This is a genomic window from Enterobacter sp. RHBSTW-00175 (assembly GCF_013927005.1).
In the GTDB taxonomy this organism is placed as follows: domain Bacteria; phylum Pseudomonadota; class Gammaproteobacteria; order Enterobacterales; family Enterobacteriaceae; genus Enterobacter.
Genome location: NZ_CP055930.1, coordinates 3,134,153 through 3,159,988, shown reverse-complemented (window position 1 = coordinate 3,159,988; position 25,836 = coordinate 3,134,153). Strand labels below are relative to the sequence as shown.

23 protein-coding genes and 1 tRNA gene are annotated in these 25,836 nt (G+C 52.7%); 8 read left to right on the top strand and 16 right to left on the bottom strand.

Annotated elements, in window-relative coordinates:
* Positions 1-202 precede the first annotated feature (202 nt).
* From HV107_RS14965 to manA, 4 genes are read left to right on the top strand one after another with little or no spacing between them, the layout of a single operon-like run.
* Complete coding sequence (locus tag HV107_RS14965) at positions 203-1,537, top strand: carbohydrate porin (protein WP_182059747.1); 1,335 nt, start codon at positions 203-205, stop codon at positions 1,535-1,537.
* A 12-nt stretch (positions 1,538-1,549) separates the two neighbouring features.
* On the top strand, positions 1,550-3,745 hold the full coding sequence (locus HV107_RS14960; RefSeq protein ID WP_409050224.1) for a CBM35 domain-containing protein: 2,196 nt from the start codon (positions 1,550-1,552) through the stop codon (positions 3,743-3,745).
* A gap of 51 nt (positions 3,746-3,796) precedes the next feature.
* Positions 3,797-5,206, top strand: a complete 1,410-nt coding sequence (locus HV107_RS14955; RefSeq protein WP_182059746.1) for a glycoside hydrolase family 1 protein — start codon at positions 3,797-3,799, stop codon at positions 5,204-5,206.
* Entirely contained in the window at positions 5,203-6,384 is a 1,182-nt protein-coding gene (gene manA / locus HV107_RS14950; RefSeq protein ID WP_182059745.1) for a mannose-6-phosphate isomerase, class I, read from the top strand. Before HV107_RS14955 ends, manA begins: the two co-directional genes overlap by 4 nt.
* A 277-nt stretch (positions 6,385-6,661) precedes the next feature.
* Here the strand turns inward: manA and HV107_RS14945 are convergent.
* The 3 genes from HV107_RS14945 to proB form a co-directional block, all read right to left on the bottom strand.
* Positions 6,662-6,737 (bottom strand) — tRNA-Thr (locus HV107_RS14945).
* 111 nt (positions 6,738-6,848) lie between these two features.
* Positions 6,849-8,102, bottom strand: coding sequence for a glutamate-5-semialdehyde dehydrogenase (gene proA / locus HV107_RS14940; protein ID WP_182059744.1), 1,254 nt, complete (start codon positions 8,100-8,102; stop codon positions 6,849-6,851).
* Between the two features lie 11 nt (positions 8,103-8,113).
* Positions 8,114-9,217: a glutamate 5-kinase gene (gene proB / locus HV107_RS14935; RefSeq protein WP_182059743.1), complete on the bottom strand. Its 1,104-nt coding sequence runs from the start codon at positions 9,215-9,217 to the stop codon at positions 8,114-8,116.
* Between the two features lie 303 nt (positions 9,218-9,520).
* Between proB and phoE the strand changes: the two genes are divergently transcribed.
* Positions 9,521-10,573 carry a phosphoporin PhoE gene (gene phoE / locus HV107_RS14930; protein ID WP_182059742.1) on the top strand — a complete coding sequence of 351 codons (1,053 nt, stop codon included), beginning with the start codon at positions 9,521-9,523 and terminating at the stop codon, positions 10,571-10,573.
* An 81-nt stretch (positions 10,574-10,654) separates the two neighbouring features.
* On the opposite strand, the gene crl is transcribed toward phoE, so the two are convergent.
* The 3 genes from crl to gpt form a co-directional block, all read right to left on the bottom strand.
* Positions 10,655-11,056 (bottom strand): sigma factor-binding protein Crl, encoded by a 402-nt coding sequence (crl, locus tag HV107_RS14925; RefSeq protein WP_182059741.1) that lies wholly within the window; start codon positions 11,054-11,056, stop codon positions 10,655-10,657.
* A 57-nt stretch (positions 11,057-11,113) separates the two neighbouring features.
* Entirely contained in the window at positions 11,114-12,358 is a 1,245-nt protein-coding gene (gene frsA / locus HV107_RS14920) for an esterase FrsA (protein ID WP_182059740.1), read from the bottom strand.
* Positions 12,359-12,464: 106 nt separating this feature from the next.
* Entirely contained in the window at positions 12,465-12,923 is a 459-nt protein-coding gene (gpt, locus tag HV107_RS14915; RefSeq protein WP_010427903.1) for a xanthine phosphoribosyltransferase, read from the bottom strand.
* A 260-nt stretch (positions 12,924-13,183) separates the two neighbouring features.
* On the opposite strand from gpt, the gene pepD reads away from it, so the two are divergent.
* Positions 13,184-14,641 (top strand): cytosol nonspecific dipeptidase, encoded by a 1,458-nt coding sequence (gene pepD / locus HV107_RS14910; protein WP_182059738.1) that lies wholly within the window; start codon positions 13,184-13,186, stop codon positions 14,639-14,641.
* A 102-nt stretch (positions 14,642-14,743) separates the two neighbouring features.
* Entirely contained in the window at positions 14,744-15,898 is a 1,155-nt protein-coding gene (locus tag HV107_RS14905; RefSeq protein WP_182059485.1) for an IS481 family transposase, read from the top strand.
* A 111-nt stretch (positions 15,899-16,009) separates the two neighbouring features.
* Here HV107_RS14905 and dinB read toward each other — a convergent pair whose 3' ends face one another.
* The 8 genes from dinB to HV107_RS14865 form a co-directional block, all read right to left on the bottom strand.
* A complete protein-coding gene (dinB, locus tag HV107_RS14900; protein WP_182059736.1) occupies positions 16,010-17,068 on the bottom strand; it encodes a DNA polymerase IV in 1,059 nt (352 codons plus the stop codon).
* A 109-nt stretch (positions 17,069-17,177) separates the two neighbouring features.
* Positions 17,178-17,381, bottom strand: a complete 204-nt coding sequence (nqrM, locus tag HV107_RS14895; protein ID WP_182059727.1) for a (Na+)-NQR maturation NqrM — start codon at positions 17,379-17,381, stop codon at positions 17,178-17,180.
* On the bottom strand, positions 17,381-18,604 hold the full coding sequence (gene nqrF, locus HV107_RS14890) for an NADH:ubiquinone reductase (Na(+)-transporting) subunit F (protein ID WP_182059726.1): 1,224 nt from the start codon (positions 18,602-18,604) through the stop codon (positions 17,381-17,383). Before nqrF ends, nqrM begins: the two co-directional genes overlap by 1 nt.
* 10 nt (positions 18,605-18,614) lie before the next feature.
* Entirely contained in the window at positions 18,615-19,211 is a 597-nt protein-coding gene (gene nqrE / locus HV107_RS14885; protein WP_182059724.1) for an NADH:ubiquinone reductase (Na(+)-transporting) subunit E, read from the bottom strand.
* Between the two features lie 6 nt (positions 19,212-19,217).
* On the bottom strand, positions 19,218-19,856 hold the full coding sequence (locus HV107_RS14880) for an NADH:ubiquinone reductase (Na(+)-transporting) subunit D (RefSeq protein ID WP_182059722.1): 639 nt from the start codon (positions 19,854-19,856) through the stop codon (positions 19,218-19,220).
* Entirely contained in the window at positions 19,849-20,643 is a 795-nt protein-coding gene (locus HV107_RS14875) for a Na(+)-translocating NADH-quinone reductase subunit C (protein WP_182059719.1), read from the bottom strand. Before HV107_RS14875 ends, HV107_RS14880 begins: the two co-directional genes overlap by 8 nt.
* Positions 20,636-21,874, bottom strand: a complete 1,239-nt coding sequence (locus tag HV107_RS14870; protein WP_182059718.1) for an NADH:ubiquinone reductase (Na(+)-transporting) subunit B — start codon at positions 21,872-21,874, stop codon at positions 20,636-20,638. Before HV107_RS14870 ends, HV107_RS14875 begins: the two co-directional genes overlap by 8 nt.
* Positions 21,875-21,877: 3 nt before the next feature.
* Positions 21,878-23,221, bottom strand: a complete 1,344-nt coding sequence (locus tag HV107_RS14865; RefSeq protein ID WP_182059716.1) for a Na(+)-translocating NADH-quinone reductase subunit A — start codon at positions 23,219-23,221, stop codon at positions 21,878-21,880.
* Positions 23,222-23,520: 299 nt separating this feature from the next.
* On the opposite strand from HV107_RS14865, the gene dpaA reads away from it, so the two are divergent.
* Positions 23,521-24,261, top strand: a complete 741-nt coding sequence (gene dpaA, locus HV107_RS14860) for a peptidoglycan meso-diaminopimelic acid protein amidase (RefSeq protein ID WP_182059713.1) — start codon at positions 23,521-23,523, stop codon at positions 24,259-24,261.
* On the opposite strand, the gene HV107_RS14855 is transcribed toward dpaA, so the two are convergent.
* Both HV107_RS14855 and lpcA read right to left on the bottom strand, forming a co-directional pair.
* A complete protein-coding gene (locus tag HV107_RS14855; RefSeq protein ID WP_182059711.1) occupies positions 24,232-24,999 on the bottom strand; it encodes a class II glutamine amidotransferase in 768 nt (255 codons plus the stop codon). The genes dpaA and HV107_RS14855 overlap by 30 nt on opposite strands.
* A gap of 46 nt (positions 25,000-25,045) precedes the next feature.
* The gene (lpcA, locus tag HV107_RS14850; protein WP_182059709.1) at positions 25,046-25,624 is read right to left on the bottom strand and encodes a D-sedoheptulose 7-phosphate isomerase; all 579 of its coding nucleotides are present in this window, start codon (positions 25,622-25,624) and stop codon (positions 25,046-25,048) included.
* Positions 25,625-25,836: the final 212 nt, after the last annotated feature.

Below are 25,836 nucleotides of genomic sequence, written 5' to 3'. Positions count from 1 at the left end.
AAACCGCTGGCTTTTTATTTTCCTGCAGAATTAAGAGTGATCCCCATCACGTTTTACTTTCCATTATTTTTGATTATGTGATTTAAACCTGCAATTATGGAAAGCGATTTCCGTAATTGGATGTACTTTTCCTTTTTTGATCCGTAGATTTCCGATCGCGCCATAAGACGCTCTTTCACTCAGAAAAAGAAAAAGGAAATCTATGAACAGGTTGAACCGATTAATACCTCTGGCCCTTCTCATCAATGCCGCTGCGTGCGGGATCGCACAAGCAGAACAGTACGACTTCAAACTGCACGGCTATATGCGTTCAGGCATTTTGGCTAACTCCGATGGTAACCGTGCAGACTCCGTTGGGTTAATGCCGGACGGCAAATGGCGTCTTGGTAACGAAGAAGATACCAAGATCGAGTTGATCCCGCAGGTGACACTGAAATCAGACTCCGGCCCGGTTGCCAAAATTCAGGCCAACATTACCCACCAGAGCAAATGCACCTCCGACTGGAACTGCCAGGACGATGACGGCAAAGAAGTACAGTTCCGTGAAGGGTATGTGGAGTTAAGCAATCTGGATTTTGCGCCGGATGTCACTTTCTGGGGCGGCAAACGATACAGCAGCTCGAACACCTCCAGCCACCAGTTCGACTGGGAATACATTCAGTACAACGGTACCGGCGGTGGATTTGACAATCTTGATCTTGGCTTCGCTCGCTTTGATGCCGGCGTTTACGCTTTCTCACCCACCGATGAAACAAAAGCGTATCCGGTGGATAAAGGGGAGCAGGGTTACCCGGATGATTATTCACTCAACTTGTGGCTGAAGAAAATTGGTGGCACAGGCTTTGATCTGGAGCTGATTGGTCACCACATGAACCGCAATGAGAACCACCCAACCTCTGCCGAAAAAGGCTATGGCGTTACAGGGGTCTACAACTTTGACGGTTTCTGGGGCCTGACAGGCGGCTATTCCAAACTGGTCATGCAGTATGGCCGGGGTCTGGCAGCAGGTGATTCGCTGGGCAAAAACGGCTGGGGCTGGGCAAACCTGGATGATACCCAATCCTGGCGTGTGATCCTCGACAGCATGGCTTCTCTGGGAAATGTCGATGTATCGACGTTTGCATACTACCAGAAAGACAAAAACTACCGTTGGTGGACCAGCGATGCCGATGGCTGGGGACGCACCAGTTGGGTTGCCGGTATTCGCCCGTACCATCAAATTACCAAAAACTTCGCGATGCAGTATGAACTTGGTTATGAGTACCTCGACGATGAAAACTACAAAGGCGTCAACGGGAAAGGAAAAGGTGGCCTGACCAAAGTGACCATTGCACCGACGCTGACCTTTGATTCGGGCTACTGGAATCGTCCGCAACTTCGCTTCTTCGTGACTTACGCGAAGTGGGATAAAGGCGTCTCAGATGCGCTCGACGGTAACTATAACTGGGATACCAACACTATTTCTGCGGGTGGTTATAGCCGCAGCGGTGAAACAGACACAGTCAATTTCGGCGTTCAGGCTGAAGTGTGGTTCTAAGGAGAGAGCAAAATGATTCAACCTATCCGAAAAATTCTTCTGGCTTCCCTGCTGTCCGCGCTGGGTTGCGCGGGGGCGATGGCGGCTGAACAATCACATTTTGAGCACTTCATTACGCGTGATGGCGCGCAGTTGATGGACGGGAAGACGACATTCCGTTTCGCAGGTATACACGCGCCAGAGATGCATCGCATCGAAGATGATGCCCGTGGTGTATGTAAAGCCGATCCCCGAGGCTGGGGGCAATATTTCAAATGGCCAACCCCCGAGGAACAGGCAAACTGGATCAAAGCCATGGTGGCAACAGGGGCGAAAGCGCAGCGTGTTTATGTGCTCTCCGTACAACAGGAAAACGATGCTGCCTGCGAACGCGAAACGCACATCCTGGCCCCACAAACACCCGGTGGGATGCCCCAGCTTAACGAAAAAGCGATGAAGGTTTATGACAACATGATCGCCGAAGCGGACAAGCAAGGGTTACGCCTGATTTTACCGTTTATTGATCACTGGTGGTGGTGGGGTGGGCGCGAGCAACTTGCGGCCTTCTACAATGAAAAACCGGAAGATTTTTACCGTACCGACAGCAAAACCTATAAAGCCTACCTGGATGTTATCCGCCAGGTCATCACCCGTACGAATACCGTGACGGGACGCGCTTACTCTGATGAGAAGGCGATCATGGCCTGGGAAACAGGTAACGAACTGGAGGACACCAATGCTGCGTTTTTGAAAGAGACGGCGGCATGGATCCGTAAATGGGCACCAAATCAGCTGATAGTTGATGGGACCTACAAGAAGATTAACGATTTTGCGTTAACCGATCCTAACGTTGATATCGTCAGTAACCACTACTATACCAACGCCGATAACAATCATCCCGATCAGGTGCGTAAAGACCTGACCGCGATTGGTGGCAAGAAAGCCTATCTGGTTGGGGAATTTGGCCTGCTCGACCACACGCAGCTTAATGACATCATGCAGTCGATTGTCCACACCGACGTAAACGGTGCTCAAGCTGTGGGAGGCTTCATCTGGGGTTTCCGTGGCCATCGCAATGATGGCGGATTCTATTGGCACAAAGAGTATACCGGTCACTACAGTTACCACTTGCCAGGTTTCCCGGTCGATGGGAAAGCCAACCAGGAAATGGAAGTCGTGGATCTGGTGAGAAAGGCATCTGCACAGATGTCTGGCCTGAGCCAGACCCCGCCGTTACCGATCCCTGATGCCCCAATCCTGCGAGCGACTGACTCTCCTTTTGCCATCAACTGGATGGGGGCTGCCGTTGGACGCAGCTATGACGTTGAACGTGCCATCGCGAAGAACGGCCCATGGACCCGTGTCGGGGAGAATATCTCCGATGGGATGAATGAGTGGAACCCGGCAACAATGAATCTGTTCCACGATGATTACCGCAGTTTGCAGCTGGGTACGACTTACTATTACCGCGTGATTGCCAAAAACGAAAGTGGAGCCTCTGAGCCCTCTAACGTGATCGGCGTGAAACACACGCAACAGAACCAGGCACCTACCGTCGCCCTGGGGAATGCGTTGGCAACCTCTCAGGATAAAGGTGTGTTGTTGCAGGCAAACTGGACGGACGACAACCTGCCGAGCCGCGAGGTAAAGGTTAGCTGGGCTAACAGTGATGATGCAAATGTGCATTTCTGTGACGCCACGAAAGCACAAACACGCGCATGGTTCTCGGCGCCTGGCGAATATGCCCTGACCTTTACCGCGGACGATGGCCTGCTGAAAAACAGCAAAACGGTCAACGTCACGGTTAAAAAGGCAGAGGGTCAAATACCTGCGGATTACTGCAACTTTGCCGGAGGTGTGCTGGATGTACACAAAGGGAAGTTGCACGCGGTGAAGAGTAAGGAAAACGTACTCGCCATTGGTGATGATGGTTTCCTGGGCCCTTTTGCCAACGAAGGAGATAAGGTGAGCTGGCAGGTGAACGCGCCGTGGGATGGGAAGTATATCTTGCGCGTCACCTTTAACGCTAAATGGGGCGGTAAAAAGAACTCTTTCGTGGTGAACGACGGTACACCACTGGCTATCGAGTTCCCTCAGACTGACGCAAAAGACCATCAGGTGATGATCCCGGTGACACTAAAAGCCGGTAAAAATGATATTCACTTTGGCCGCTTTGCGGGTGACTGGGGCTACATGTTTATCAAATCCATCGAAGTAAATGCAGAGTAGTGATTTTGACCGCGTCCATTGGGCGCGGTTTTTTTTATTAACGGAGGCGTTATGACCCGGTATACATTCCCAGACGGTTTTTTATGGGGTGCAGCAGCATCTGGTCCACAAACAGAGGGCACCACAAGTAAACCACACTGTTCCATCTGGGACAGCTGGTTTTCCGAACAACCACAGCGTTTTTATCAACAAACCGGCCCGCAACGCGTTTGCGAGACCTATACAAAGTTTAAAGAAGATGTCGCCCTGATGAAGCAGACAGGGTTTAACTCGTTCAGGACCTCAATTCAGTGGTCACGCCTGATTGAAGATTTTGAAACTGGCGAGCCGAATGCGGATGCCATTCGTTTTTATAACGACTATCTCGACGAAATGATCGCCAACGGTATCGAGCCGATGATCAATCTTTACCACTTTGATATGCCAGAAGTTTTACAGAAAAAGTATGGCGGTTTTGAATCGGCGCATGTCTCAGAGCTGTATGCCCGCTTCGCACGCACTGCTTTTACATTGTTCGGCCACAAAGTGAAATACTGGATCACCTTCAACGAACCGATTGTTCCGGTAGAGGGGGGTTATTTGTATGACTTCCACTACCCGTGCAAAAAAGACGGTAAGCTGGCGGCGCAGGTAGCCTTTAACATCATGCTGGCCCACGCCAAAGCGGTCCAGGTGTTTCGTGAATTAACGGTAAATGGCGAAATTGGCGTGGTGATCAATCTGACACCAACCTACACGCGCAGTGATTCAGCAGAAGATAAAAAAGCAGCCTGGTATGCCGACCTGCTGTTTAACCGCAGCTTCCTTGATCCGCTTGTTAAACATCAATTCCCCAAAGAACTTTGCGAACTTCTGGCATTTCATCATTGCCTGCCGGACGCTTCCCCGGAAGACGTTCGCCTGATTACTGATTCAAGAATTGATTTCCTCGGCGTGAATTACTACGTACCGCGACGCGTCCAGGCGCGCGAGTCGGCTTATACTCTCGATTACTTCTCACCAGAGTATTACTTCGAAAACTATATTGACCCGAATGGTCGTTTTAATCCTTACCGCGATAATAATGAAATCCTTCCCGTCGCTATCTATGATATCGCCCGTAATATTCGTGACAATTACGGCAATATTAAATGGTACCTCGCCGAGATTGGTATCGCGATGGATTTGGAATCGGAAGGCCCGGTTCAGGCCGATGGTGTAATTGATGACAGTTTCCGCATCGAATTAATGAAGGAACATCTGGAGCAACTCCACCTGGCCATTAATGATGGAGCAAACTGTTTTGGTGTTCACCAGTGGACGTTTATCGATAACTGGTCATGGATTAATGCGTTTAAACGTCGCTACGGATTTTATCGTCTGGATCTGGAAACGGGGGAACGCATTATTAAGCGTAATGCCCTTTGGTTCAGGGAGCTGGCGTTAAATAATCACTTCACCAGTGGGGAAAATCCATCATGAGTCAGACCTGTTTTTATCCCCTTACCAATACAGTAAAGAACTACCCCTGGGGAAGCCGGCACGAGCTTAATAAGCGTTTCAATATTCTTAACCCGGACGATCAGCCGCAAGCCGAATTATGGATGGGGGTTCATCCGGCAGGGGTTTCATATGTGAATAGCTCGCAGGGACGGGTAGCGTTGACTGACATGCTGGCCTCAGCACCCGCGGAGATGCTTGGTGAGGCAACATATGCGCGCTTTAAAGGTTTGCCTTTTTTGCTCAAAATCCTGGCCGCAGAAAGCGCACTGTCCATTCAGGTTCACCCCACTAAGGCCGATGCTGAAAGTGGGTATGAGCGCAGGCAGCAGGCGAACGATGACGCAACACCAGACTATAACGATGCGAACCACAAACCGGAGCTGGTCTTCGCCATTACGCCGTTTGTGGCGATGAACGGCTTTCGTGATACGAAAACGATCTCAAAGAATCTGAGTGCTCTGGATATTTCTGAACTGAATTCCCTCGCGGCCGTTTTGCTGGCAACAGAAGATGGCGACGCGTTAAGCACGTTTTTCATCGCGATGATGCAGCTCGACCCTGTCACCAAAAAACAGGCCATCTCGCAAGTCATTACGCGGGGTGATGCACTCTATGGTAAGGAGATGGGGACGATTTTCAGGCGGCTACAACAAGATTACCCAGATGATACCGGAGTGCTGGCCCCCCTGTTTTTAAACTGCATTACACTGCAACCTGGTGAAGCAATGTTTCTTTATCCGGGGACGCTACATGCTTATATTCACGGTACTGCGATTGAGGTGATGGCCAGCTCGGACAATGTGCTACGCGCGGGTCTTACATCGAAGAAGATCAATCTGAACGAACTGATCCATTGCACCAACTTCACCCCAACAGCGACCACTTCGCTGCTTATGAAACCGGAGCAGCACGTTGCGGAATCATGCTATCCGATTCCGGTTGAGGATTTCCGCTTCAGTATTTTCACTGCGGTGGATAATCAACTGATAATGACGGCCAGCGCCGAGATAATATTGGTGATTGAAGGCTCTGCAACACTGAGCCATGTCGCTGGCGAAAGCATTGAACTTCTCACCGGACAGTCGGTGTTTATTCCGGCCTCCACCAGGAAATGGTGGTTATCAACGACAGGAAAAGTATGTCGCGTTTCATGTTAATGTGAAATCAAAGAGGGCCTCGCCCTCTTTCTTCTGTTTGCTTAATAATACTTAGCGGTCGACATGATTTAAAATATATAGCGACACGTTGTGGTGATAAGGACCTCAGCCTCATATTTTTTCTATTTATGGTGAAGTATTCAACTGTAAGCAAGTTTCAGAATGGTTAGGAGCAATCCCCAATAAATATAAATTATAAGCTAAAGAAACTGTCACTTAGTGCGTGTACGGTCAGAATCTCCGCTCAGGAAACTATAGTACCTGGGAGACGTGAGGATGGTGCCGATAATAGGAGTCGAACCTACGACCTTCGCATTACGAATGCGCTGCTCTACCAACTGAGCTATATCGGCCCTGAGAGGCCGGTTACGAGCGTAACCACGGGGCAAAAGAGTAGATCTAACAGGGTGGTGCGTCAATGGCCTTGCGAATCAAACGGCTATTTTTGCACCACCCATGCTTATTTACGCACGAATCGTATCATCACCGAAACCGATCCACTTGTAGGTGGTCAGCGCTTCGAGCCCCATCGGGCCGCGCGCGTGCAGCTTCTGGGTACTGACGGCAACTTCTGCCCCCAGGCCGAACTGGCCGCCATCGGTGAAACGGGTTGAAGCATTCACGTATACCGCAGATGAATCCACTTCATTCACAAAGCGGTCAGCGTTGCGCAGCGTGCGGGTCAGGATCGCGTCAGAGTGCTGCGTACCGTGTTCACGGATGTGCGCAATGGCGTCATCAAGATCGGCCACCACCTTCACGTTCAGATCCAGCGACAGGAACTCATCGTCATACTGCTCTGCTTTAACCGGAACCACCGTCGCGGGGCCCTCTTTCAGCAACGCCAGAGCGTTAGCTTCGGCGTGCAGCGTTACGCCACTTTCCGCCATCTGCTTGCTCAGTGCAGGCAGGAAGGTATCCGCGATCCCCTGATGAACCAGCAGCGTTTCGACCGTGTTGCAGGTGCTTGGACGCTGCGTTTTCGCATTGACGATGATTTTCAGCGCCGGTTCAATTTCGGCGCTGTCATCCACTACGATATGACACACACCGATACCGCCGGTGATAACCGGGATCGTCGACTGCTCACGGCACAGCTTGTGCAGGCCCGCGCCACCGCGAGGGATTAGCATGTCGATGTATTTGTCCATACGCAGCATTTCATTCACCAGTGCGCGATCCGGGCTTTCGATGGCCTGAACAGCACCTGCGGGTAAACCGCACTCTTCCAGCGCCTGCTGGATGACTTTTACCGTTGCGGCGTTGGTGCGCCAGGTCTCTTTTCCGCCACGCAGGATGGCCGCGTTGCCGGTTTTCAGGCACAGAGAGGCCACATCAACGGTCACGTTCGGACGCGCTTCATAGATAACACCGATAACGCCGAGCGGCACGCGGCGACGCTCAAGGCGTAAACCGCTGTCGAGCAGCCCGCCATCAATCACCTGCCCTACCGGGTCAGCCAGATTGCACACCTGACGCACATCGTCAGCGATGCCTTTCAGGCGTGCTGGCGTCAGCGCCAGGCGGTCGAGCATAGCTTCGCTCAGGCCGTTTTCACGGGCTTCAGCTAAATCTTGTTCGTTGGCACGCAGAATGTCAGCAGACTGCGATTCCAGATAATCAGCGATTTTTTCCAGCACGCGGTTTTTCTCGCGGCTGGAAAGGAGCGCCAGTTTGTAAGAGGCGGCTTTGGCGGCTGCGCCCATTTGTTCCAGCATGTTCAGGCTCCTTAACGAATAATCATGTCATCGCGATGCACGGCAACCGGGCCATATTCATAGCCCAGGATCGCATCGATCTGCTGGGAATGGTGCCCGGCGATACGGCGCAACGCATCGCTGTTATAGCGACTGACACCGTGCGCGATGTCGCGACCTGCAAGGTTGCGGATACGAATCACTTCACCACGGGAGAAGTTACCTGTCACGCTTTTAATTCCTTTTGGAAGTAATGAACTCCCTCTTTCCAGAATTGCAGAGGTCGCCCCTTCATCCACGGTAATTTCACCTGCCGGAGGCGCGCCAAAAATCCAGCGCTTGCGGTTTTCCAGTGGCGATTCCTGCGCGTGGAAGCGCGTGCCTACGGAGAGGCCTTCCATCACATCGCCAATCACGCCAGGACGGCTGCCGGCCGCAATAACGGTGTCGATGCCCGCACGGCATGCGACGTCCGCCGCTTGCAGTTTGGTTCCCATACCACCGGTTCCAAGACCAGACACGCTATCCCCGGCGATGGCACGCAGCGCATCATCAATACCGTGAACATCGGTTATCAGCTCAGCGTCTGGATTGTTACGCGGGTCGGCGGTAAACAGCCCTTGCTGATCGGTCAGCAGCAGCAATTTATCCGCCCCGGCCAGAATGGCGGCCAGCGCAGAAAGGTTGTCGTTATCGCCCACTTTAATTTCAGCGGTCGCGACGGCGTCGTTTTCGTTAATGACGGGAACGATATTATTGTCGAGCAACGCGCGCAGCGTATCGCGGGCGTTCAGGAAGCGTTCTCTGTCTTCCATATCCGCACGCGTCAGCAACATCTGGCCGACGTGAATACCATAAATAGAGAACAGTTGTTCCCAGAGTTGAATGAGTCGGCTTTGCCCCACGGCGGCCAGCAACTGCTTGGATGCTATCGTCGCGGGGAGTTCGGGGTAGCCCAGGTGTTCACGCCCGGCAGCAATTGCCCCGGAGGTCACAATCACAATTCGATGCCCTGCGGCATGTAACTGAGCGCACTGACGTACAAGCTCAACAATGTGGGCGCGATTTAGGCGGCGCGATCCGCCTGTTAAAACACTGGTACCGAGTTTTACCACCAGCGTCTGGCTGTCACTCATGATTCTCTGCCGTTCAACGATAAGGGAAAATGATGTCAAACGAACGTTGTAGCAGGACTCAGCCCCGTTGCCAACTGCCTTCGCACAATGCGGAACACTTTGTTGCGCGGGATCAGCAAGCGTAGCGGCAGATTTTGACATTTTTATTACTGAAATAATAAATCACAGTTTTTTAAATTAATTCTCAATTTGTCATAAAACTTTAATTCCAGAACGTTAAAACCCTTTCTGTTTTTCACGGGGCAAGAACAGGCGTTCATTGCTCAGCGAATTTTAGCGCGTTTATAAAACTCAGGATTGAAAATGAAAAAGAGTATTCTGGCATTAGTGGTAATGGGCGTTGTGGCTTCCGCATCTGTACACGCAGCCGAAGTTTATAATAAAGATGGCAATAAACTGGACGTGTACGGCAAAGTCAAAGCCATGCACTATATCAGTGATGATGCCTCTAAAGATGGTGACCAGACTTACGTACGTTTCGGCTTCAAAGGTGAAACTCAGATTAACGATCAGCTGACCGGTTACGGTCGTTGGGAAGCTGAGTTTTCGGGTAACAAAGCAGAGAGCGATTCTTCACAGAAAACCCGTCTGGCATTTGCTGGTCTGAAACTGAAAAACTTCGGTTCCTTCGACTACGGTCGTAACCTGGGCGCACTGTACGACGTTGAAGCCTGGACCGATATGTTCCCTGAATTCGGCGGCGACTCTTCTGCTCAGACTGATAACTTCATGACCAAGCGTTCCAGCGGCCTGGCAACCTACCGCAACACCGACTTCTTCGGCGCGGTTGATGGCCTGGATGTGACCCTGCAATACCAGGGCAAAAACGAAAACCGTGACGCCAAAAAGCAGAACGGCGACGGTTTCGGTACTTCTGTGACGTATGACTTCGGTGGCAGCGACTTCGCCATCAGCGGCGCGTACACCAACTCTGACCGTACCAATGACCAGAACCTGCTGGCTCGTGGCCAGGGTGACAAAGCGGAAGCCTGGGCTACCGGTCTGAAATATGACGCGAACAATATTTACCTGGCAACCATGTATTCCGAAACCCGCAACATGACCCCAATTTCCGGTGGTTTTGCGAATAAAGCGCAGAACTTCGAAGTGGTTGCGCAATACCAGTTTGATTTTGGTCTGCGTCCGTCCCTGGGCTATGTACAGTCTAAAGGCAAAGATATCGAAGGTATCGGCGACGAAGATCTCGTGAAATATATCGATTTGGGCGCGACCTATTATTTCAACAAAAATATGTCAGCGTTTGTTGATTATAAAATCAACCAACTCGATGACAATAACAAACTGGGTCTGAGCAACGACGACATCGTTGCACTGGGTATGACTTACCAGTTCTAATAATGTAGATATAAAAAAACCGGCTTATAGCCGGTTTTTTATTGCCCTCACCTCACCCCGCAGGAAGAGGGAGAAAAACGGTTACGCTGTCAATTTTACCGCTTCACTGGAAAAGTCATCTGCGGGTTCAAGCTTCAGATCCAGCGTCGCCAACAACGCTCTTGCTTTACCGAGGTACTCTTTCAGGGTGTACTCGAGGCGATCGATCACTTCCTGATCTTTGATTGGCGCAGCTTGCCAGTTACCGTCTTTATTAAACAGACCAAACTGATAGCTGTAAGTGAAACGTTTTTCCTCGGCTTCCATTTCCATCCACCAGCCCCAGAACTCACGTTTTTCGGGTGCAGGCTTCACATTGACGCATACAGCCAGGCAATCGAAAAAAAAGCGATTCTCTTCACACTGCTCTTCTCGAATATACGGGCCAAGAGCCATGAACTTCTTAATCAGTCTACTTTTCGGGTGTCCACTCGGTAACGTCATTGCGATCTCCTTTTGTGAAGCCACTGTTTTACCAAACCATCAAAATTTAGCAATCTCTTAACACAATCTCTGCGTGATCCAGCGCGTAATCTCTTTTAGCGCTTTGTCAAAATTCTGATACACCGGGCTGAACGGTACCTCAAGCAGCTTGCCATCCGCAGATGACGAAGTGATTAAGCGCGACTCTTCTTCCGGGCTGAAGGGATCGTTTTTCCAGTAACCGGACAGCATCGGCGTCGGACAACGCCGTCCCAACAAGCCCTGCATTTTTAATGAGTAACGATTCAGTTCAACACGCAGTGCATCATCAGATGCATCATGCATACCAAGTCGGCTTGCCAGTACGTCCAGATACATTTCCGGTACGCTTCCCTGGCGAGCAGGCTCACTTAAAAGCGCATGAACCACCGGGCCAAGACAGGCAACAGCTTTAAGACGAGAAGATTCAAGATAAGCCAGACGCACCGCGACGTTCGCGCCAAAGCGGAAACCAAAAGCGGCTACTCTGGTGTGGTCAACCCACGGGATATTTTCCAGCGCTTTTAACGCGTGCTGGTGCAACAGGCTCGAATCCTGGGTCAGTTTCCATTTAGAGGAAAAGCCAATAGACGGCATATCGAGCGTTAACATCGCGATCCCTTTTGGTGCAAAGTAGCGCTCAAAAAGGCTGTAGTTGTCAGTCTGAAGAGAATCCAGACCACCGCACATTAATATGACCGGGAACGGACCTTCGCCATCAGGCATATGCAGGAATCCGGTCACGGAGGCGCCTCCCGGGATAGTGAACTCCAGTTCACGCATCCGGCCTGGTAAACGCTGGGCCGCTTCTTCATAAGCACGGTTTGCCAGCGCCTGCGCTTGTTCGGCCAGTTCGTCGCCTTTCAGATGAGGATAAGCAGCAATGCTGTAGAGATTAGCAGCATGGAGCCAGTGCTGGCCGCTCAGAGTGGCATCCTCTTCCTGGCTGGCCTTCTGTTGCCAGAGCATCGCCTGTTTGGCCCATTCGTAAATCCAGTTTCCGCCACGATAACCGACCACGGTATCATAGAGTTCGCTGTCAGTACGTTCGGCGTCACTCATCACAATACGCGCCTGCACGTCGAGGATTTCACGGGGATCGATTCCGCGCCAGATCCACATCAGGCGGTTAATCATGCGATACCAGTGAGGCACATTTTTGCCGTCTAACGCAGACTGTACTGACGGCATAGTCCCCTGGTTAAAACGGCGCACCAGCGTCGACGTTTCAGGGTGTTTAAAGCGGGGTTTGAATAGCGTTTCGCTAAGATTTGCCTGCGTCATTGCATTGCCTCCGTGAATACATCGTATAGAGACTATTGTAACTCGCCACAAGCTAAAAAAAACAACGCCCGGTATCACCGGGCGTTAAAATAATTTCGCGCAGGTATTAACGACCAGAGATAGGTGGAACGAAGACCACGCCCATATCCCACGGTTGCTCAATCCAGGTATCCTGAGGGATGTCAATCACGTAATCGTCAACCAGCGGGCGGCCAGCAGGTTTCGCGAAGATAGTGACGAAGTGTGCTTTAGGGTACATTTCGCGGATCGCAACCGCAGTACCGCCGGTATCGACCAGATCGTCAATAACGATGAAGCCTTCACCGTCGCCTTCGGCGCGTTTCAGCACAGTCAGTTCGCGCTGGTTGTCGTGATCATAGCTGGAGATACATACGGTATCGACATGACGAATACCCAGCTCACGTGCCAGCAATGCGCCCGGTACCAGACCACCACGGCTAACGGCAATAATGCCTTTCCACTGCTCGGAAGGCATCAGACGCGCAGCCAGTTTGCGTGCGTGAATCTGCAACATGTCCCAGGTGACGACGTATTTTTCGCTCATGTGAAGTGTCCCAGCCTGTTTGTATACGGCTTAAAAAGTGTTCAAGGGGGAAATAGGTTGCGCGAGATTATAGAGATCTGACGCGCTAAAAACCAGTGTTTAGCGCCCTGAGCCCGAGTTTTTACATGCTTTATGCTACCAGCAACCAGAGAAAGTGGTATTCTCAGTTGCATCTCGCAAGCCTGACTTGTGGTAACTATTAACCTGCTAACCCTGTGACCTGCATCAATGTTTGCAGAGCATCGACAAGGAGACTTATCGTGTCTGAACTGTCTCAATTATCTCCACAGCCGCTGTGGGATATTTTTGCCAAAATCTGTTCCATTCCGCACCCGTCCTATCATGAAGAACAGCTTGCCGAACATATTATTGGCTGGGCGAAGGAAAAAGGTCTGCACACTGAGCGCGACCAGGTTGGCAACATTCTGATCCGCAAAGCCGCAACCGCAGGCATGGAAAACCGTAAACCGGTTGTACTGCAAGCGCACCTGGACATGGTTCCACAGAAAAACAACGATACCGTTCACGATTTCACTAAAGATCCTATTCAGCCGTATATCGACGGCGACTGGGTAAAAGCGCGCGGCACCACGCTTGGCGCGGATAACGGTATTGGCATGGCATCAGCCCTGGCTGTACTGGCAGACGACAGCGTTGAGCACGGCCCACTGGAAGTACTGCTGACCATGACCGAAGAAGCCGGTATGGACGGGGCTTTCGGCCTGCAAGCAAACTGGCTGCAAGCGGATATCCTGATCAACACCGACTCAGAAGAAGAAGGCGAGATCTACATGGGTTGCGCAGGCGGGATCGATTTCATCACTACGCTGCCACTGTCCCGTGAAGCGATCCCTGCTGGTTTCCAGACCTTCAAGCTGACGCTGAAAGGCCTGAAAGGGGGTCACTCTGGTGGCGATATTCACTTAGGCCTGGGTAACGCCAACAAACTGCTGGCGCGCTTCCTGGCAGGCCACGCGGCTGAACTTGACCTGCGTCTGGTTGATTTCAACGGCGGTACGCTGCGTAACGCAATCCCGCGTGAAGCATTTACCACTGTTGCAGTACCCGCGGCAAAAGCAGACGAGCTGAAAAAACTCTCCAGCGTTTATCTGGATATCCTGAAAAACGAACTGTCTGCAAAAGAAAAAAACCTGACTGTGGTTCTGGAATCGGTATCGACAGATAAAGCCGCTCTGACTGCACAGTCTCGCGACAACTTTATCCAGTTGCTAAATGCCTCGCCAAACGGTGTTATTCGCAACTCTGACGTCGCAAAAGGCGTTGTGGAAACTTCTCTGAACGTTGGCGTCGTGACCATGAGCGACGACAGCGCAGAAATCATCTGCCTGATCCGTTCACTTATCGACAGCGGTAAAGAGTACGTTGTCAGTATGCTGGAATCTCTGGGCAAACTGGCTGGCGCATCAACGTCCGCTAAAGGTAGCTACCCAGGCTGGCAGCCGGATGCAAGCTCACCGGTAATGGCTCTGGTGCGTGAAACATACCAGCGTCTGTTCAACAGCACCCCGAACATTCAGGTGATCCACGCGGGTCTGGAATGTGGTCTGTTCAAAAAACCGTATCCGGATATGGATATGGTGTCCATCGGGCCAACCATCACCGGGCCACACTCCCCGGATGAGCAGGTTCATATCGAAAGCGTGGGCCACTACTGGACCCTGCTGACTGAACTGCTGAAAGCGATTCCTGCGAAGTAAAACCCTCACCCCAGCCCTCTCCCGCTGTACGGTCCGGGGACATAGTGAACACTTGTTCGGGGACATGGTAGACACTTACAACTAAGGCATAAGAACCCGTTTATGGAGTCGCTTATGTCCTGGGATGCGAGAGATACCATGTCATTACGTACCGAGTTTGTTTTGTTCGCCTCGCAGGACGGGGCGAACATCCGTTCCCTCTGCCGTCGCTTCGGCATTTCACCTGCCACCGGCTATAAGTGGCTTCGCCGCTGGGCGGAGGAAGGGGCCTCCGGCCTTCAGGACCGCCCGCGCATACCGCACCATTCCCCGAACCGCTCATCTGACGACATCACTGCCCTGCTGCGTATGGCGCATGACCGCCATGAACGCTGGGGCGCACGCAAGATAAAGCGCTGGCTGGAAGACCAGGGGCACACCATGCCCGCCTTCAGCACCGTCCATAACCTCATGGCCCGTCACGGTCTGCTGCCGGGCACTTCACCGGGCATTCCCGCCACGGGACGGTTCGAACATGACGCGCCGAACCGCCTCTGGCAGATGGATTTTAAGGGCCACTTTCCCTTTGGAGGCGGCCGCTGCCATCCGCTCACCCTGCTGGACGACCACTCCCGATTTTCCCTGTGCCTGGCGCACTGTACCGATGAACGGCGCGAGACCGTGCAGCAGCAGCTGGTCAGCGTGTTTGAGCGCTACGGCCTGCCGGACCGGATGACGATGGACAACGGTTCTCCGTGGGGAGACACCACCGGCACCTGGACGGCGCTGGAGCTGTGGCTGATGCGTCTGGGTATCCGGGTGGGGCACTCCCGGCCGTATCATCCGCAGACGCAGGGTAAGCTGGAGCGTTTTCACCGGAGCCTGAAGGCAGAAGTGCTGCAGGGGAAGTGGTTCGCGAGCGGGGGCGAACTGCAGCGCGCCTTCGACCACTGGCGGACAGTCTATAACCTTGAACGCCCGCATGAGGCGCTGGATATGGCGGTACCGGGGTCGCGGTATAAGCCGTCAGAGCGGCAGTACAGCGGCAACACCACGCCCCCGGAATACGACGAGGGCGTGATGGTCAGGAAAGTGGATATCAGCGGAAAGCTGAGCGTGAAAGGGGTAAGTCTGAGCGCAGGCAAGGCGTTCAGGGGAGAACGGGTCGGGCTGAAGGAGATGCAGGAAGACGGCAGCTACGAGGTGTGGTGGTACAGCACGAAAGTGGGGGTGATCGACCTGAAGAAAAAGTCGATCACCATGGGTAAAGGATGTTAAAAAGTGTTCACCATGTCCCCGAACACCTGTCTACCATGTCCCCGGACCGTACACCCGCAGGGAGAGGGTGAAAAACACAGGCCCGGTAAGCGGTAGCGCCACCGGGCTTTTTTACAATCCCAATACCAGCTGTCGCTCAAGCTGCGGATCCAGAAGCGTGACGTGTAATCCCACCAGCCGAACCCCTCTTCCACCCCGTCGTTCTTCCCAGGCCTTTTTTGCCGTCGCGATAAGATCGTCTTTATTCAGGCGCGGCCAGACGTGCTCCTGGGTGGTTTGCTGAAAATCATTGAACTTGAGTTTGATCCCCTGGCGGGCAATCAGAAGGTCTGGTTTCACCCTGGCGAGGCGTCGTTCCAGCTCCGGGTAAAGTTGCCCGGTAATAATGGCCTCGCATTCAGCCCAGTCATGAATATCTTCAATCAGCGTACGCTCTACGCCAACGGATTTACGCAGCCGCTCGTTATTCACGCTCCGCTCGTCAATGCCCTGGCTGCGCTCCCACAGAACACGGCCAAACTTCCCGAAACGCTTGAGCAGCATCACGAGATCGCTGCGCTGCACATCTTCGCAGGTACGCAGCCCCATACTTTCAAGCTTCGCGGCTGAGACTTTCCCGACACCGGGTATTTTTCCAAGCGGTAATGTTTTTAAAAAAGCCGGAACGTCATCCGGGGTGATGACGTACTGGCCATTCGGTTTATTCAAATCTGAAGCGATTTTTGCAAGGAACTTCACCGGCGCAACGCCTGCCGATGCTGTTAGGTTCAGCTCACGGGCAATAGTCTGGCGGATCTCCTGTGCCATCAGCGTGGCAGAGCCGTGGCAATGGACGCTGTCAGTGACATCCAGATAGGCCTCATCAAGCGAAAGCGGTTCAATCAGAGACGTGTAACGGGAGAAAATGTCCCGGATATGAACGGAGGCTTCTTTGTAGGCTTCAAACCGGCCAGGCAGAAGGGTGAGGTGCGGGCAGAGTTTCAGCGCCATCGCCGTCGGCATGGCGCTGCGCACGCCAAATTTGCGCGCTGGGTAATTGGCAGTGCTGATCACTCCACGCTGGACGCGGCTACCGCCAATGGCGATAGGGATATCCCGCAGCGCCGGGTTGTCACGCATCTCCACTGCGGCAAAAAAACAGTCCATATCCACATGGATTATTTTGCGCATAGTAAGCCCTCACTTATAACTGGATAAGTATACAGTAAATTTGTGAGGATTGAGAAGTGGATGTGGAAAACGCCGGGTGGCGACTGCGCCATACCCGGCCTACAAAACCTTAAATAATGCGTTGCTGTTCGCGGGCCATTCTTTTTTTCCGCGCATCGCACGGCTCCGGGCAATCGCAGACTTTTTCCATCCCCAAAGAAGAGATACCGCCGCAACTGCCCTGTATGCTTTTACGCTTGATGATCCAGCCTAACGACATGCCGAATACCACCAGCACAAAGACCAAAAAGGTTGCCAGAAACGTCAACATCATCAGCCTCCAAAGTCATCCAGCATGATGTTCTCATCTTCCACACCCAGATCTTTGAGCATCTTAATGACGGCCGCATTCATCATTGGCGGACCACACATGTAGAATTCACAATCTTCCGGTGCTGCGTGCTGCTTCAGGTAGTGCTCATAGAGAACGTTGTGGATGAAGCCCGTATAACCTGTCCAGTTATCTTCCGGCTGCGGGTCAGACAGCGCCACATGGAAGGTAAAGTTAGGATTTTCACGCGCCAGTTGTTCGAATTCATCGTCATAGAACATTTCGCGCAGCGAGCGGGCCCCGTACCAGAAGCTTATTTTTCGTTGACTGCCGAGCCGTTTAAGCTGGTCGAAAATATGCGAACGCATCGGCGCCATCCCTGCTCCGCCGCCGATAAACACCATTTCAGCATCCGTCTCTTTAGCGAAGAATTCGCCAAACGGGCCCGAGATCGTGACTTTATCACCTGCTTTCAGTGACCAGATATAAGACGACATCACGCCCGGTGGTGCATCCGGCACAGCCGGTGGTGGCGTGGCGATACGCACGTTAAGCATAATGATGCCCTTCTCTTCCGGGTAGTTAGCCATAGAGTAGGCACGTAACGTTGGCTCATTGACCTCTGACGCAAAGCGGAAGAGATTAAATTTATCCCAGTCGGCGCGGTATTCGTCCGGCACGTCAAAATCGGCGTAAGCAACGGTGTGCTCCGGGCACTCAATCTGGATATACCCGCCTGCGCGGAAGGGCACATCTTCCCCATCAGGCACGCGCAGTTTCAGCTCTTTAATAAAAGTGGCTTTGTTATCGTTAGAGATAACCTCGCACTCCCATTTTTTGATGCCGAAGATCTCTTCCGGCAGCTCAATTTTCATGTTCTGGCGCACCGCAACCTGACAGGCCAGGCGGCAACCGTCTTTCGCCTCACGTTTCGTGATGTGCGCCAGTTCAGTTGGCAAAATGTCGCCACCGCCCTCTTTCACCGTCACACGACATTGCCCACAGGAACCCCCGCCGCCACAGGCCGAGGAGACAAATATCCCGTTACCCGAAAGCGTGTTAAGCAGTTTGTCGCCCGCCGGAGTGCGGATCTGGTTCTGCGGCTCGCCATTAATATCAATAATGACGTCCCCGGCGTTCACAAGCTTAGAACGCGCAGCCAGTATCAGCCCAGACAGTACCAGTACAATGAGCGTGAACATCGCCACGCCAAGAATAATTTCCATATCTAAGCCCTCAGAGCTGCACGCCGGAGAAGGACATAAAGCCCAGCGCCATTAGCCCGGTGGTGATAAAGGTGATCCCTAAGCCTCGCAACCCTGCGGGCACGTTGGCATATTTCATTTTTTCCCGGATCCCCGCCATGGTGACAATCGCCAGCATCCAGCCAATACCGGAGCCAAAGCCGTAAACGATGGATTCACTGAAGTTGTAATCACGCTGGACCATAAACGACACGCCGCCGAAGATGGCGCAGTTCACCGCGATCAGCGGCAGGAAGATCCCCAGCGCGTTATAAAGCGACGGGAAATATTTATCGAGGATCATCTCAAGTATTTGTACCAGCGCCGCAATCACACCGATAAAGGTGATGAAGTTAAGGAAGCTCAGATCGACTCCCTCAACCAGCGCGCCATCACGCAGGACAAAGTTGTACACCAGATTATTAATCGGTACAGATAATCCGAGCACCACGGTGACCGCCACGCCCAGACCAAATGCCGTTGATACCTTTTTGGACACTGCGAGGAAGGTGCACATGCCCAGGAAAAACGCGAGCGCCATATTTTCAACAAACACCGCGCGCACAAACAAACTCAGGTAATGAGACATTGTCGGTTACTCCTTTTCCTGCTGCTCTGGTTTCAGGGTACGAATCAGCCAGATCAGCAAACCGATAATGAAAAATGCGCTTGGGGCCAGCAGGAACAGCCCGTTAGGCAGATACCAGCCGCCATGTTGCACCGTGTCCAGCACCGTGATACCGAACAGCTTGCCGCTGCCGATTAACTCACGCAGGAAACCCACCGTCAGGAGAATGACCCCATAACCCAGGCCGTTGCCGATACCGTCCATAAAGCTCGCCAGCGGCGGCATCTTCATGGCGTAGGCTTCAGCGCGCCCCATCACAATACAGTTGGTGATGATCAGACCAACAAATACCGAGAGCTGTTTTGAGGTTTCATAGGCAAAAGCGCGCAACAGCTGATCGACGACGATCACCAGTGACGCGATAATCGCCATCTGCACGATGATCCTCACGCTGTTCGGAATGTGGTGGCGGATCATGGAGATAAACATGCTGGAAAATGCAGTAACCAGCGTCACCGCGACGGTCATCACCAGCGCAGTTTCCAGCTTGGTAGTCACCGCCAGTGCAGAACAGACGCCAAGCACCTGCAACGTAATCGGGTTATTGGCTAAAAGCGGGCCAACGAGTACCTTTTTAACTTCTTTCAATTCACCCGCATCAGCCATTGTTCAGCGCTCCTTCACGTACATTTTTCAGGAAGGGGCCAAAACCCAGCTCCCCCATCCAGAAGTCAAAACTGTGCTGCACGCCTTTGGACGTGAGTGTAGCCCCGGAAAGCCCGTCCACAGCGAACTCATCACCTGGACGCGCCGCACCTTTCATCACTTTCAGCGCGGGTAATCCGTCATCGTCGAGCACTTTTTTACCGATAAACTGCGCCCGCCAGTTAGGGTTCTCGATTTCACCGCCGAGCCCCGGCGTTTCGCCCTGGTCATAGTAGGTAATGCCTTTCACCGTGCGACCGTCTGTATCTAACGCAACAAAGGCATACATCATTGACCACAGGCCGTTGCCGTAGATCGGCAGCACCATCTCCTGCACGCGTTTTTTCTCGTCGCGTACCAGATAGATCTCCGCAAGATTGCTGCGTCGCTTAATGCCGGCCGGATCTTGAGATGCTTCCAGCACAATGCTCATCTGTGGATCTTTCAGTGCCTGAGCCTGATTATATTTCGCTGGGTCGCGGTCCAGCAGCTCACCTGTTTTGAGATCCACCAGCCGGGACGAAATGCGTTCGGCAAAGATTTTTGCCACATCATCCGCGCTCATCCCGTCCTGCATAAGCCCGGCAACCGCCAGAATGTTGCGCTGTTTGTCCAGTGCGCGCTGCTCCTGCTGAAGAGGTTTTAAACCCACGGCAGATCCCGCCACCACGATGGAACATACCAGGCAGAGCACCAGCACCACCAACAGCGTTTTGCCGGTGTTGTCGTTATTTTTGATATCAGCCACGCGCTTTCCTCCGCTTAATGTTGGCGCGTACCACCAGATAATCGAATAGCGGCGCAAACAAGTTGGCAAACAAAATGGCCAACATCATCCCTTCCGGATAAGCCGGGTTGACCACGCGAATCAATACACACATCACGCCGATAAGCGCGCCGTAGCACCATTTCCCTTTGTCGGTAAATGAGGCCGAAACAGGGTCAGTTGCCATAAACATCATGCCAAAAGCAAATCCCCCCAGAACCAGATGCCAGTACCAGGGCATAGAGAACATGGGGTTGGTAGCAGAGCCGATAACATTGAACAGCGTGGCAGTAAGCACCATGCCCAGCATCACACCCGCCACAATGCGCCAGGAGGCCACACGGCCGAACAGAATGATGGCCCCGCCAAGCAAAATCATCAGCGTAGAGACTTCACCAATCGACCCCGGGAGATTGCCAATAAAGGCATCAAACCAGGTGACGGGTTGCCCCGTCGCGTTATTCACCAGCGTTTCACCGCCGTGAGCCGCCCACTGCGAAAGCGGCGTGGCACCGGAAAAGCCATCCGCTGCCGTCCAGACCAGGTCGCCAGAGATTTGAGCCGGATAGGCAAAAAACAGGAATGCACGCCCTGCCAGTGCCGGGTTGAGGAAGTTTCGCCCGGTTCCGCCGAAGATCTCTTTTGCAATCACCACCCCGAAGCTGATGCCAAGCGCAGCCTGCCACAGAGGTAAGGTTGGCGGCACAATCAGGGCAAACAGAATAGAGGTGACAAAGAAACCTTCGTTGATTTCATGTTTGCGAATAATGGCGAACAGGACTTCCCAGAACCCGCCAACGATAAAGACCGTGAGGTAAATCGGCAGGAAGAAAACCGCCCCCAGCGTCATCATGCTTATCCAGCTGGCATCAGCGGCAAAGCTCACGCCAAGCAGTTGAGCCAGACGATAATGCCAGTCTGACTGAATTATCTGTGCCAACTGCGGCGCATCATACAGATGGTGCAGCGCCGGGATGGTTTGCAGGCCGACGTTGTACATGCCCCAGAACATGGCTGGAAAAACGGCGAGCCAGACCAGGATCATCATCCTTTTAAGATCAATGGCATCACGAACGTGCGTGGCGCCTTTCGTGACTAGCCCTGGCGTGTAGAAAACGGTCGCGGTTGCTTCAAACAGCGGGTAGTACTTTTCCAGTTTGCCGCCCTGTAAGAAGTGCGGCTCCATTTTTTCGAAGAGGTGTTTTAAGCCCATCAGTTATCCTTCCTGCTCAATGCGGGTTAACACCTCGCGCAATACGGGTCCGTATTCGTATTTCCCTGGGCAAACATAGGTGCAAAGCGCCAGGTCTTCTTCATCCAGCTCCAGGCAGCCGAGCGCCTGCGCGCCATCGCTGTCACCGGCCAGCAGATCGCGTAGCAACAGGGTTGGCAGGATATCGAGCGGCATCACACGCTCGTAGTTGCCAATTGGCACCATTGCGCGCTCACCGCCGTGAGTGCTGGTTGAGAAGTTAAAAAGCTTGTGGCGCAGGAAGTGTCCAAGCGTGGTGCGGGTAACAGAGAATTTATCCGCACCGGGTAGCACCCAGCCAAACAGTTCTTTCTCGCGCCCTTCCTGCACAATGCTGACCTGTAAGTGAAAACGCCCCAGATATGCCTGCGCACCAGCAGCCTGCCTGCCGCTGAGCACCGAACCGGAGATCAGACGGTTTTCACCCTCTTTTGTTTCACCCGACATCAGTTCAGAGATATCCGCCCCCAGCAGCGTGCGCACCAGACGCGGGTTCACAGCCTGCGGCCCACCGATGGCGATCACGCGTTCAGAACACAATTCGCCCTCAGTAAAGAGCTTACCGATAGCAATCACATCCTGATAATTAAGATGCCAGACCTGCTTCGTCAGGCTGACGGGTTCAAGAAAATGAATGTGCGTTCCGGCAAGGCCTGCCGGATGCGGGCCAGCAAATTCATTAAAGGTAACCTGACCTTGCGGATGGCCACCAAGCTTGCCGCCACTGCCCTGGCAGACGTGGACTTTCCCGGCCGTCAGCCGTGTCAGCAGGGTAAGCCCGGCATCAAACGCTTTACGCTGTGCAAAGATAAGAGGCTGCGGGTCTGCGCTGAGCGGGTTGGTGTCGATAGCCGTAACGAAGATGGCGGCCGGTACAGAGCCGGGCACCGGGGATTTGCTGAACGGCCGCGTGCGAAATGCAGTCCACAGGCCGGATTCAAGCAGTTGCGTCTGCACAACTTCGCGCTTCAGGGTGGCGAAATCGGCGACGTCAAAACGTGCAAACTCGCGCTGTTCGTTACCTTCAATACGGATAACAACCGACTGCAATACGCGGCGTTCGCCACGGTTGATTGCCACAACGGTGCCACTGGCAGGTGCAGTGAACTTCACGCCCGGATTTTTTTTATCTTCGAAGAGCGCCTGTCCTTTGATGACCCGTTCCCCTTCCTGCACCAGCATCGAGGGGCGCATTCCGACGTAATCTGCCCCCAAAATGGCGACATGGCGAATACCAGGGGCTTGTGATACGTGCTGTTCTGGCACGCCAGCGATCGGGAGATCAAGTCCTTTTCTGATTCTAAACATGTGGTTAGCAAGTATCCATCAACAACAATCCAGAGGGGCCGAAGTGTACCATTTTCACCCTCTCAGGGGCAGCGGAACTGCCGAAGCGCGCGCCAAAATGCGAGCTATTACGCAAAGTTCCTAACGCCAGCGCGGGCAGGATGGGTTATAAGGTAAAACTATTTTGTAAACTCGCTCGTTCACGCTTGCGAAAAACTACAGCGGTGCTAATGTGAGCGCTCCTAACCAGAATAATCTGATTTCGGGTATCTTTTGCCGTCCTGGCAATTTGGTCTTAGTTTTATCAAGGAACTAGTAGTATGCGTAAAATCGCATTGTTCATTGCGATGCTTCTGATTCCGTGCGTGTCATTTGCCGGGCTGCTCAGCAGCAACAGCTCCACCACGCCGATCAGCAAAGAATATAAACAGCAGTTAATGGGATCACCGGTTTATATTCAAATCTTCAAGGAAGAACGCACACTCGACCTGTTTGTGAAAATGGGTGAGACATACCAGCTGCTCGACAGTTACAAGATTTGTAATTACTCCGGTGGTCTGGGGCCAAAACAGCGTCAGGGCGATTTTAAAAGCCCGGAAGGGTTTTATAACGTTCAGCGTAGCCAGTTAAAACCTGACAGCCGCTTCTATAAAGCCATTAATATCGGCTTCCCGAATGCCTATGACCGTGCTCACGGTTACGAAGGTAAATACCTGATGATCCACGGTGCCTGCGTGTCTATCGGCTGTTATGCGATGACCGATACCAGCATTGATGAGATTTTCCAGTTTGTCACCGGCGCGTTAGTCTTCGGTCAGTCAAGCGTACAGATAAGCATCTATCCGTTCCGCATGACCGATGCCAACATGAAGCGTCACCAGTACTCCTACTACTCGGATTTCTGGAAACAGCTGAAACCAGGTTTTGACTACTTCGAGCAGACGCATAAACCGCCTGTCGTTTCGGTTGTGGATGGCCGCTATGTGGTCAGTAAACCTCTGAGCCACGAAGTCGTCCAGCCACAACTGGCATCAAACTACTCGGTCCCCGAGGCAAAATAGTACCCACTCGCCTGGCATAATCTTTTGCCAGGTTTCGTTGCCCGTCAGCGGTTGCGTTGCAATGACAGTGACCACATCGTTCGGTGTGGTCTCCTTCTGAAAGTCTATCTCCACATCCTGATCGAGTAGCGTCGCAACGCCAAACGGTGCACGGCGGGTGATCCAGAACAGATTCGTCGAGCAGAACGCCATCACGTAGCGCCCGTCAGAGAGCAGCATATTGAACACGCCTTTTTCACGTAGTTCAGAGGCCAGCGTCGCGATGTATTTAAACACAGCAGTCATGTTGCCTGGGGTACGCGGGTAACGCTCCGTCAGCTTGTGCAGCAGCCAGCAGAAGGCTTTTTCACTGTCGGTTTCCCCTACCGGGCGGAAGTTACCGGTTTCCAGCGATTTATAGCCAGAAAGCTGCCCGTTGTGCGCGTAAGTCCAGTTACGGCCCCACAGTTCACGGGTAAAGGGATGGGTATTTTCCAGCGCCACTTCACCACGATTCGCCTGGCGGATATGCGCGATAACCGAGCAAGACTTTATCGGATAGTCCTGCACCAGTTTGGCAATTGGTGAATTAAAGCTGGGTTGCGGATCTTTGAACGTGCGACAGCCTTTGCCTTCGTAGAAGGTAATGCCCCAGCCGTCTTTATGCGGCCCGGTTCCCCCACCGCGCTGGACCAGCCCGGTGAAACTAAAGCAGATATCGGTTGGCACATTGGCGCTCATCCCGAGCAGTTCGCACATACATCACCTCCACAACAGCGGGGGCATTCATGCCCCCAGCGAAGTCTTACTTGATCATTTCTTTTTCGATCAACTGAATCAGGATATGAATCACTTTGATGTGAATTTCCTGAATGCGATCGGCATAACCGAAGTGCGGAACACGGATTTCGATATCCGCAGTACCCGCCATCTTACCGCCATCTTTACCGGTCAGGGTGATGACTTTCATGCCTTTTTCACGCGCAGCAGCAATCGCTTTGATCACGTTACCGGAGTTACCGGAAGTGGAAATGCCCAGCAGAACATCACCTTCACGGCCTACCGCTTCAACGTAACGTGAGAAGACATAGTCGTAACCAAAATCGTTACTCACGCAGGAAATGTGGCTAACGTCAGAAATCGCAATCGCCGGATACCCTGGGCGGTTTTCACGATAACGTCCGGTCAGCTCTTCCGCGAAGTGCATTGCGTCGCAGTGAGAGCCACCATTACCGCAGGAGAGCACTTTACCACCGGCTTTGAAGCTGTCGGCCAGCAGGACCGCCGCGCGCTGAATAGCGTGAATATTGGCATCATCTTTCAGAAAGTTGGCCAGCGTTTCCGCCGCTTCGTTCAGTTCGTTACGAATAAGATCCTGGTACATGAGGATAATCCTTCAGTATTGATGAAATAACACAGTGGAGTGTACCGGATAGCGATAAAAGCGAGAAGCTAAAGCCTTGCGATTCGTCCGGCGTTTTGATTTTTCGTGCCTGCCAAAACATGAACAATGTGAACCAGGTTGTAATTATTTTGTGAACGTATTGCTAAAAGAAATAACATCCACTACAACCATATCATCACAAGTGGTCAGAC

Excerpts from the sequence above, each read along its gene's own strand:
- gpt (WP_010427903.1), bottom strand. The coding sequence starts at position 12,923 with ATGAGCGAAAAATACGTCGTCACCTGGGACATGTTGCAGATTCACGCA.
- HV107_RS14960 (WP_409050224.1), top strand. The coding sequence starts at position 1,550 with ATGATTCAACCTATCCGAAAAATTCTTCTGGCTTCCCTGCTGTCCGCG.
- HV107_RS14965 (WP_182059747.1), top strand. The coding sequence starts at position 203 with ATGAACAGGTTGAACCGATTAATACCTCTGGCCCTTCTCATCAATGCC.
- lpcA (WP_182059709.1), bottom strand. The coding sequence starts at position 25,624 with ATGTACCAGGATCTTATTCGTAACGAACTGAACGAAGCGGCGGAAACG.
- nqrM (WP_182059727.1), bottom strand. The coding sequence starts at position 17,381 with ATGATGTTGACGTTTCTGGCAACCTTTTTGGTCTTTGTGCTGGTGGTA.
- nqrE (WP_182059724.1), bottom strand. The coding sequence starts at position 19,211 with ATGTCTCATTACCTGAGTTTGTTTGTGCGCGCGGTGTTTGTTGAAAAT.
- proA (WP_182059744.1), bottom strand. The coding sequence starts at position 8,102 with ATGCTGGAACAAATGGGCGCAGCCGCCAAAGCCGCCTCTTACAAACTG.
- HV107_RS14880 (WP_182059722.1), bottom strand. The coding sequence starts at position 19,856 with ATGGCTGATGCGGGTGAATTGAAAGAAGTTAAAAAGGTACTCGTTGGC.
- HV107_RS14955 (WP_182059746.1), top strand. The coding sequence starts at position 3,797 with ATGACCCGGTATACATTCCCAGACGGTTTTTTATGGGGTGCAGCAGCA.
- HV107_RS14870 (WP_182059718.1), bottom strand. The coding sequence starts at position 21,874 with ATGGGCTTAAAACACCTCTTCGAAAAAATGGAGCCGCACTTCTTACAG.
- proB (WP_182059743.1), bottom strand. The coding sequence starts at position 9,217 with ATGAGTGACAGCCAGACGCTGGTGGTAAAACTCGGTACCAGTGTTTTA.
- HV107_RS14905 (WP_182059485.1), top strand. The coding sequence starts at position 14,744 with ATGGAGTCGCTTATGTCCTGGGATGCGAGAGATACCATGTCATTACGT.
- crl (WP_182059741.1), bottom strand. The coding sequence starts at position 11,056 with ATGACGTTACCGAGTGGACACCCGAAAAGTAGACTGATTAAGAAGTTC.
- manA (WP_182059745.1), top strand. The coding sequence starts at position 5,203 with ATGAGTCAGACCTGTTTTTATCCCCTTACCAATACAGTAAAGAACTAC.
- phoE (WP_182059742.1), top strand. The coding sequence starts at position 9,521 with ATGAAAAAGAGTATTCTGGCATTAGTGGTAATGGGCGTTGTGGCTTCC.
- frsA (WP_182059740.1), bottom strand. The coding sequence starts at position 12,358 with ATGACGCAGGCAAATCTTAGCGAAACGCTATTCAAACCCCGCTTTAAA.
- nqrF (WP_182059726.1), bottom strand. The coding sequence starts at position 18,604 with ATGGAAATTATTCTTGGCGTGGCGATGTTCACGCTCATTGTACTGGTA.
- HV107_RS14855 (WP_182059711.1), bottom strand. The coding sequence starts at position 24,999 with ATGTGCGAACTGCTCGGGATGAGCGCCAATGTGCCAACCGATATCTGC.
- dinB (WP_182059736.1), bottom strand. The coding sequence starts at position 17,068 with ATGCGCAAAATAATCCATGTGGATATGGACTGTTTTTTTGCCGCAGTG.
- dpaA (WP_182059713.1), top strand. The coding sequence starts at position 23,521 with ATGCGTAAAATCGCATTGTTCATTGCGATGCTTCTGATTCCGTGCGTG.
- HV107_RS14865 (WP_182059716.1), bottom strand. The coding sequence starts at position 23,221 with ATGTTTAGAATCAGAAAAGGACTTGATCTCCCGATCGCTGGCGTGCCA.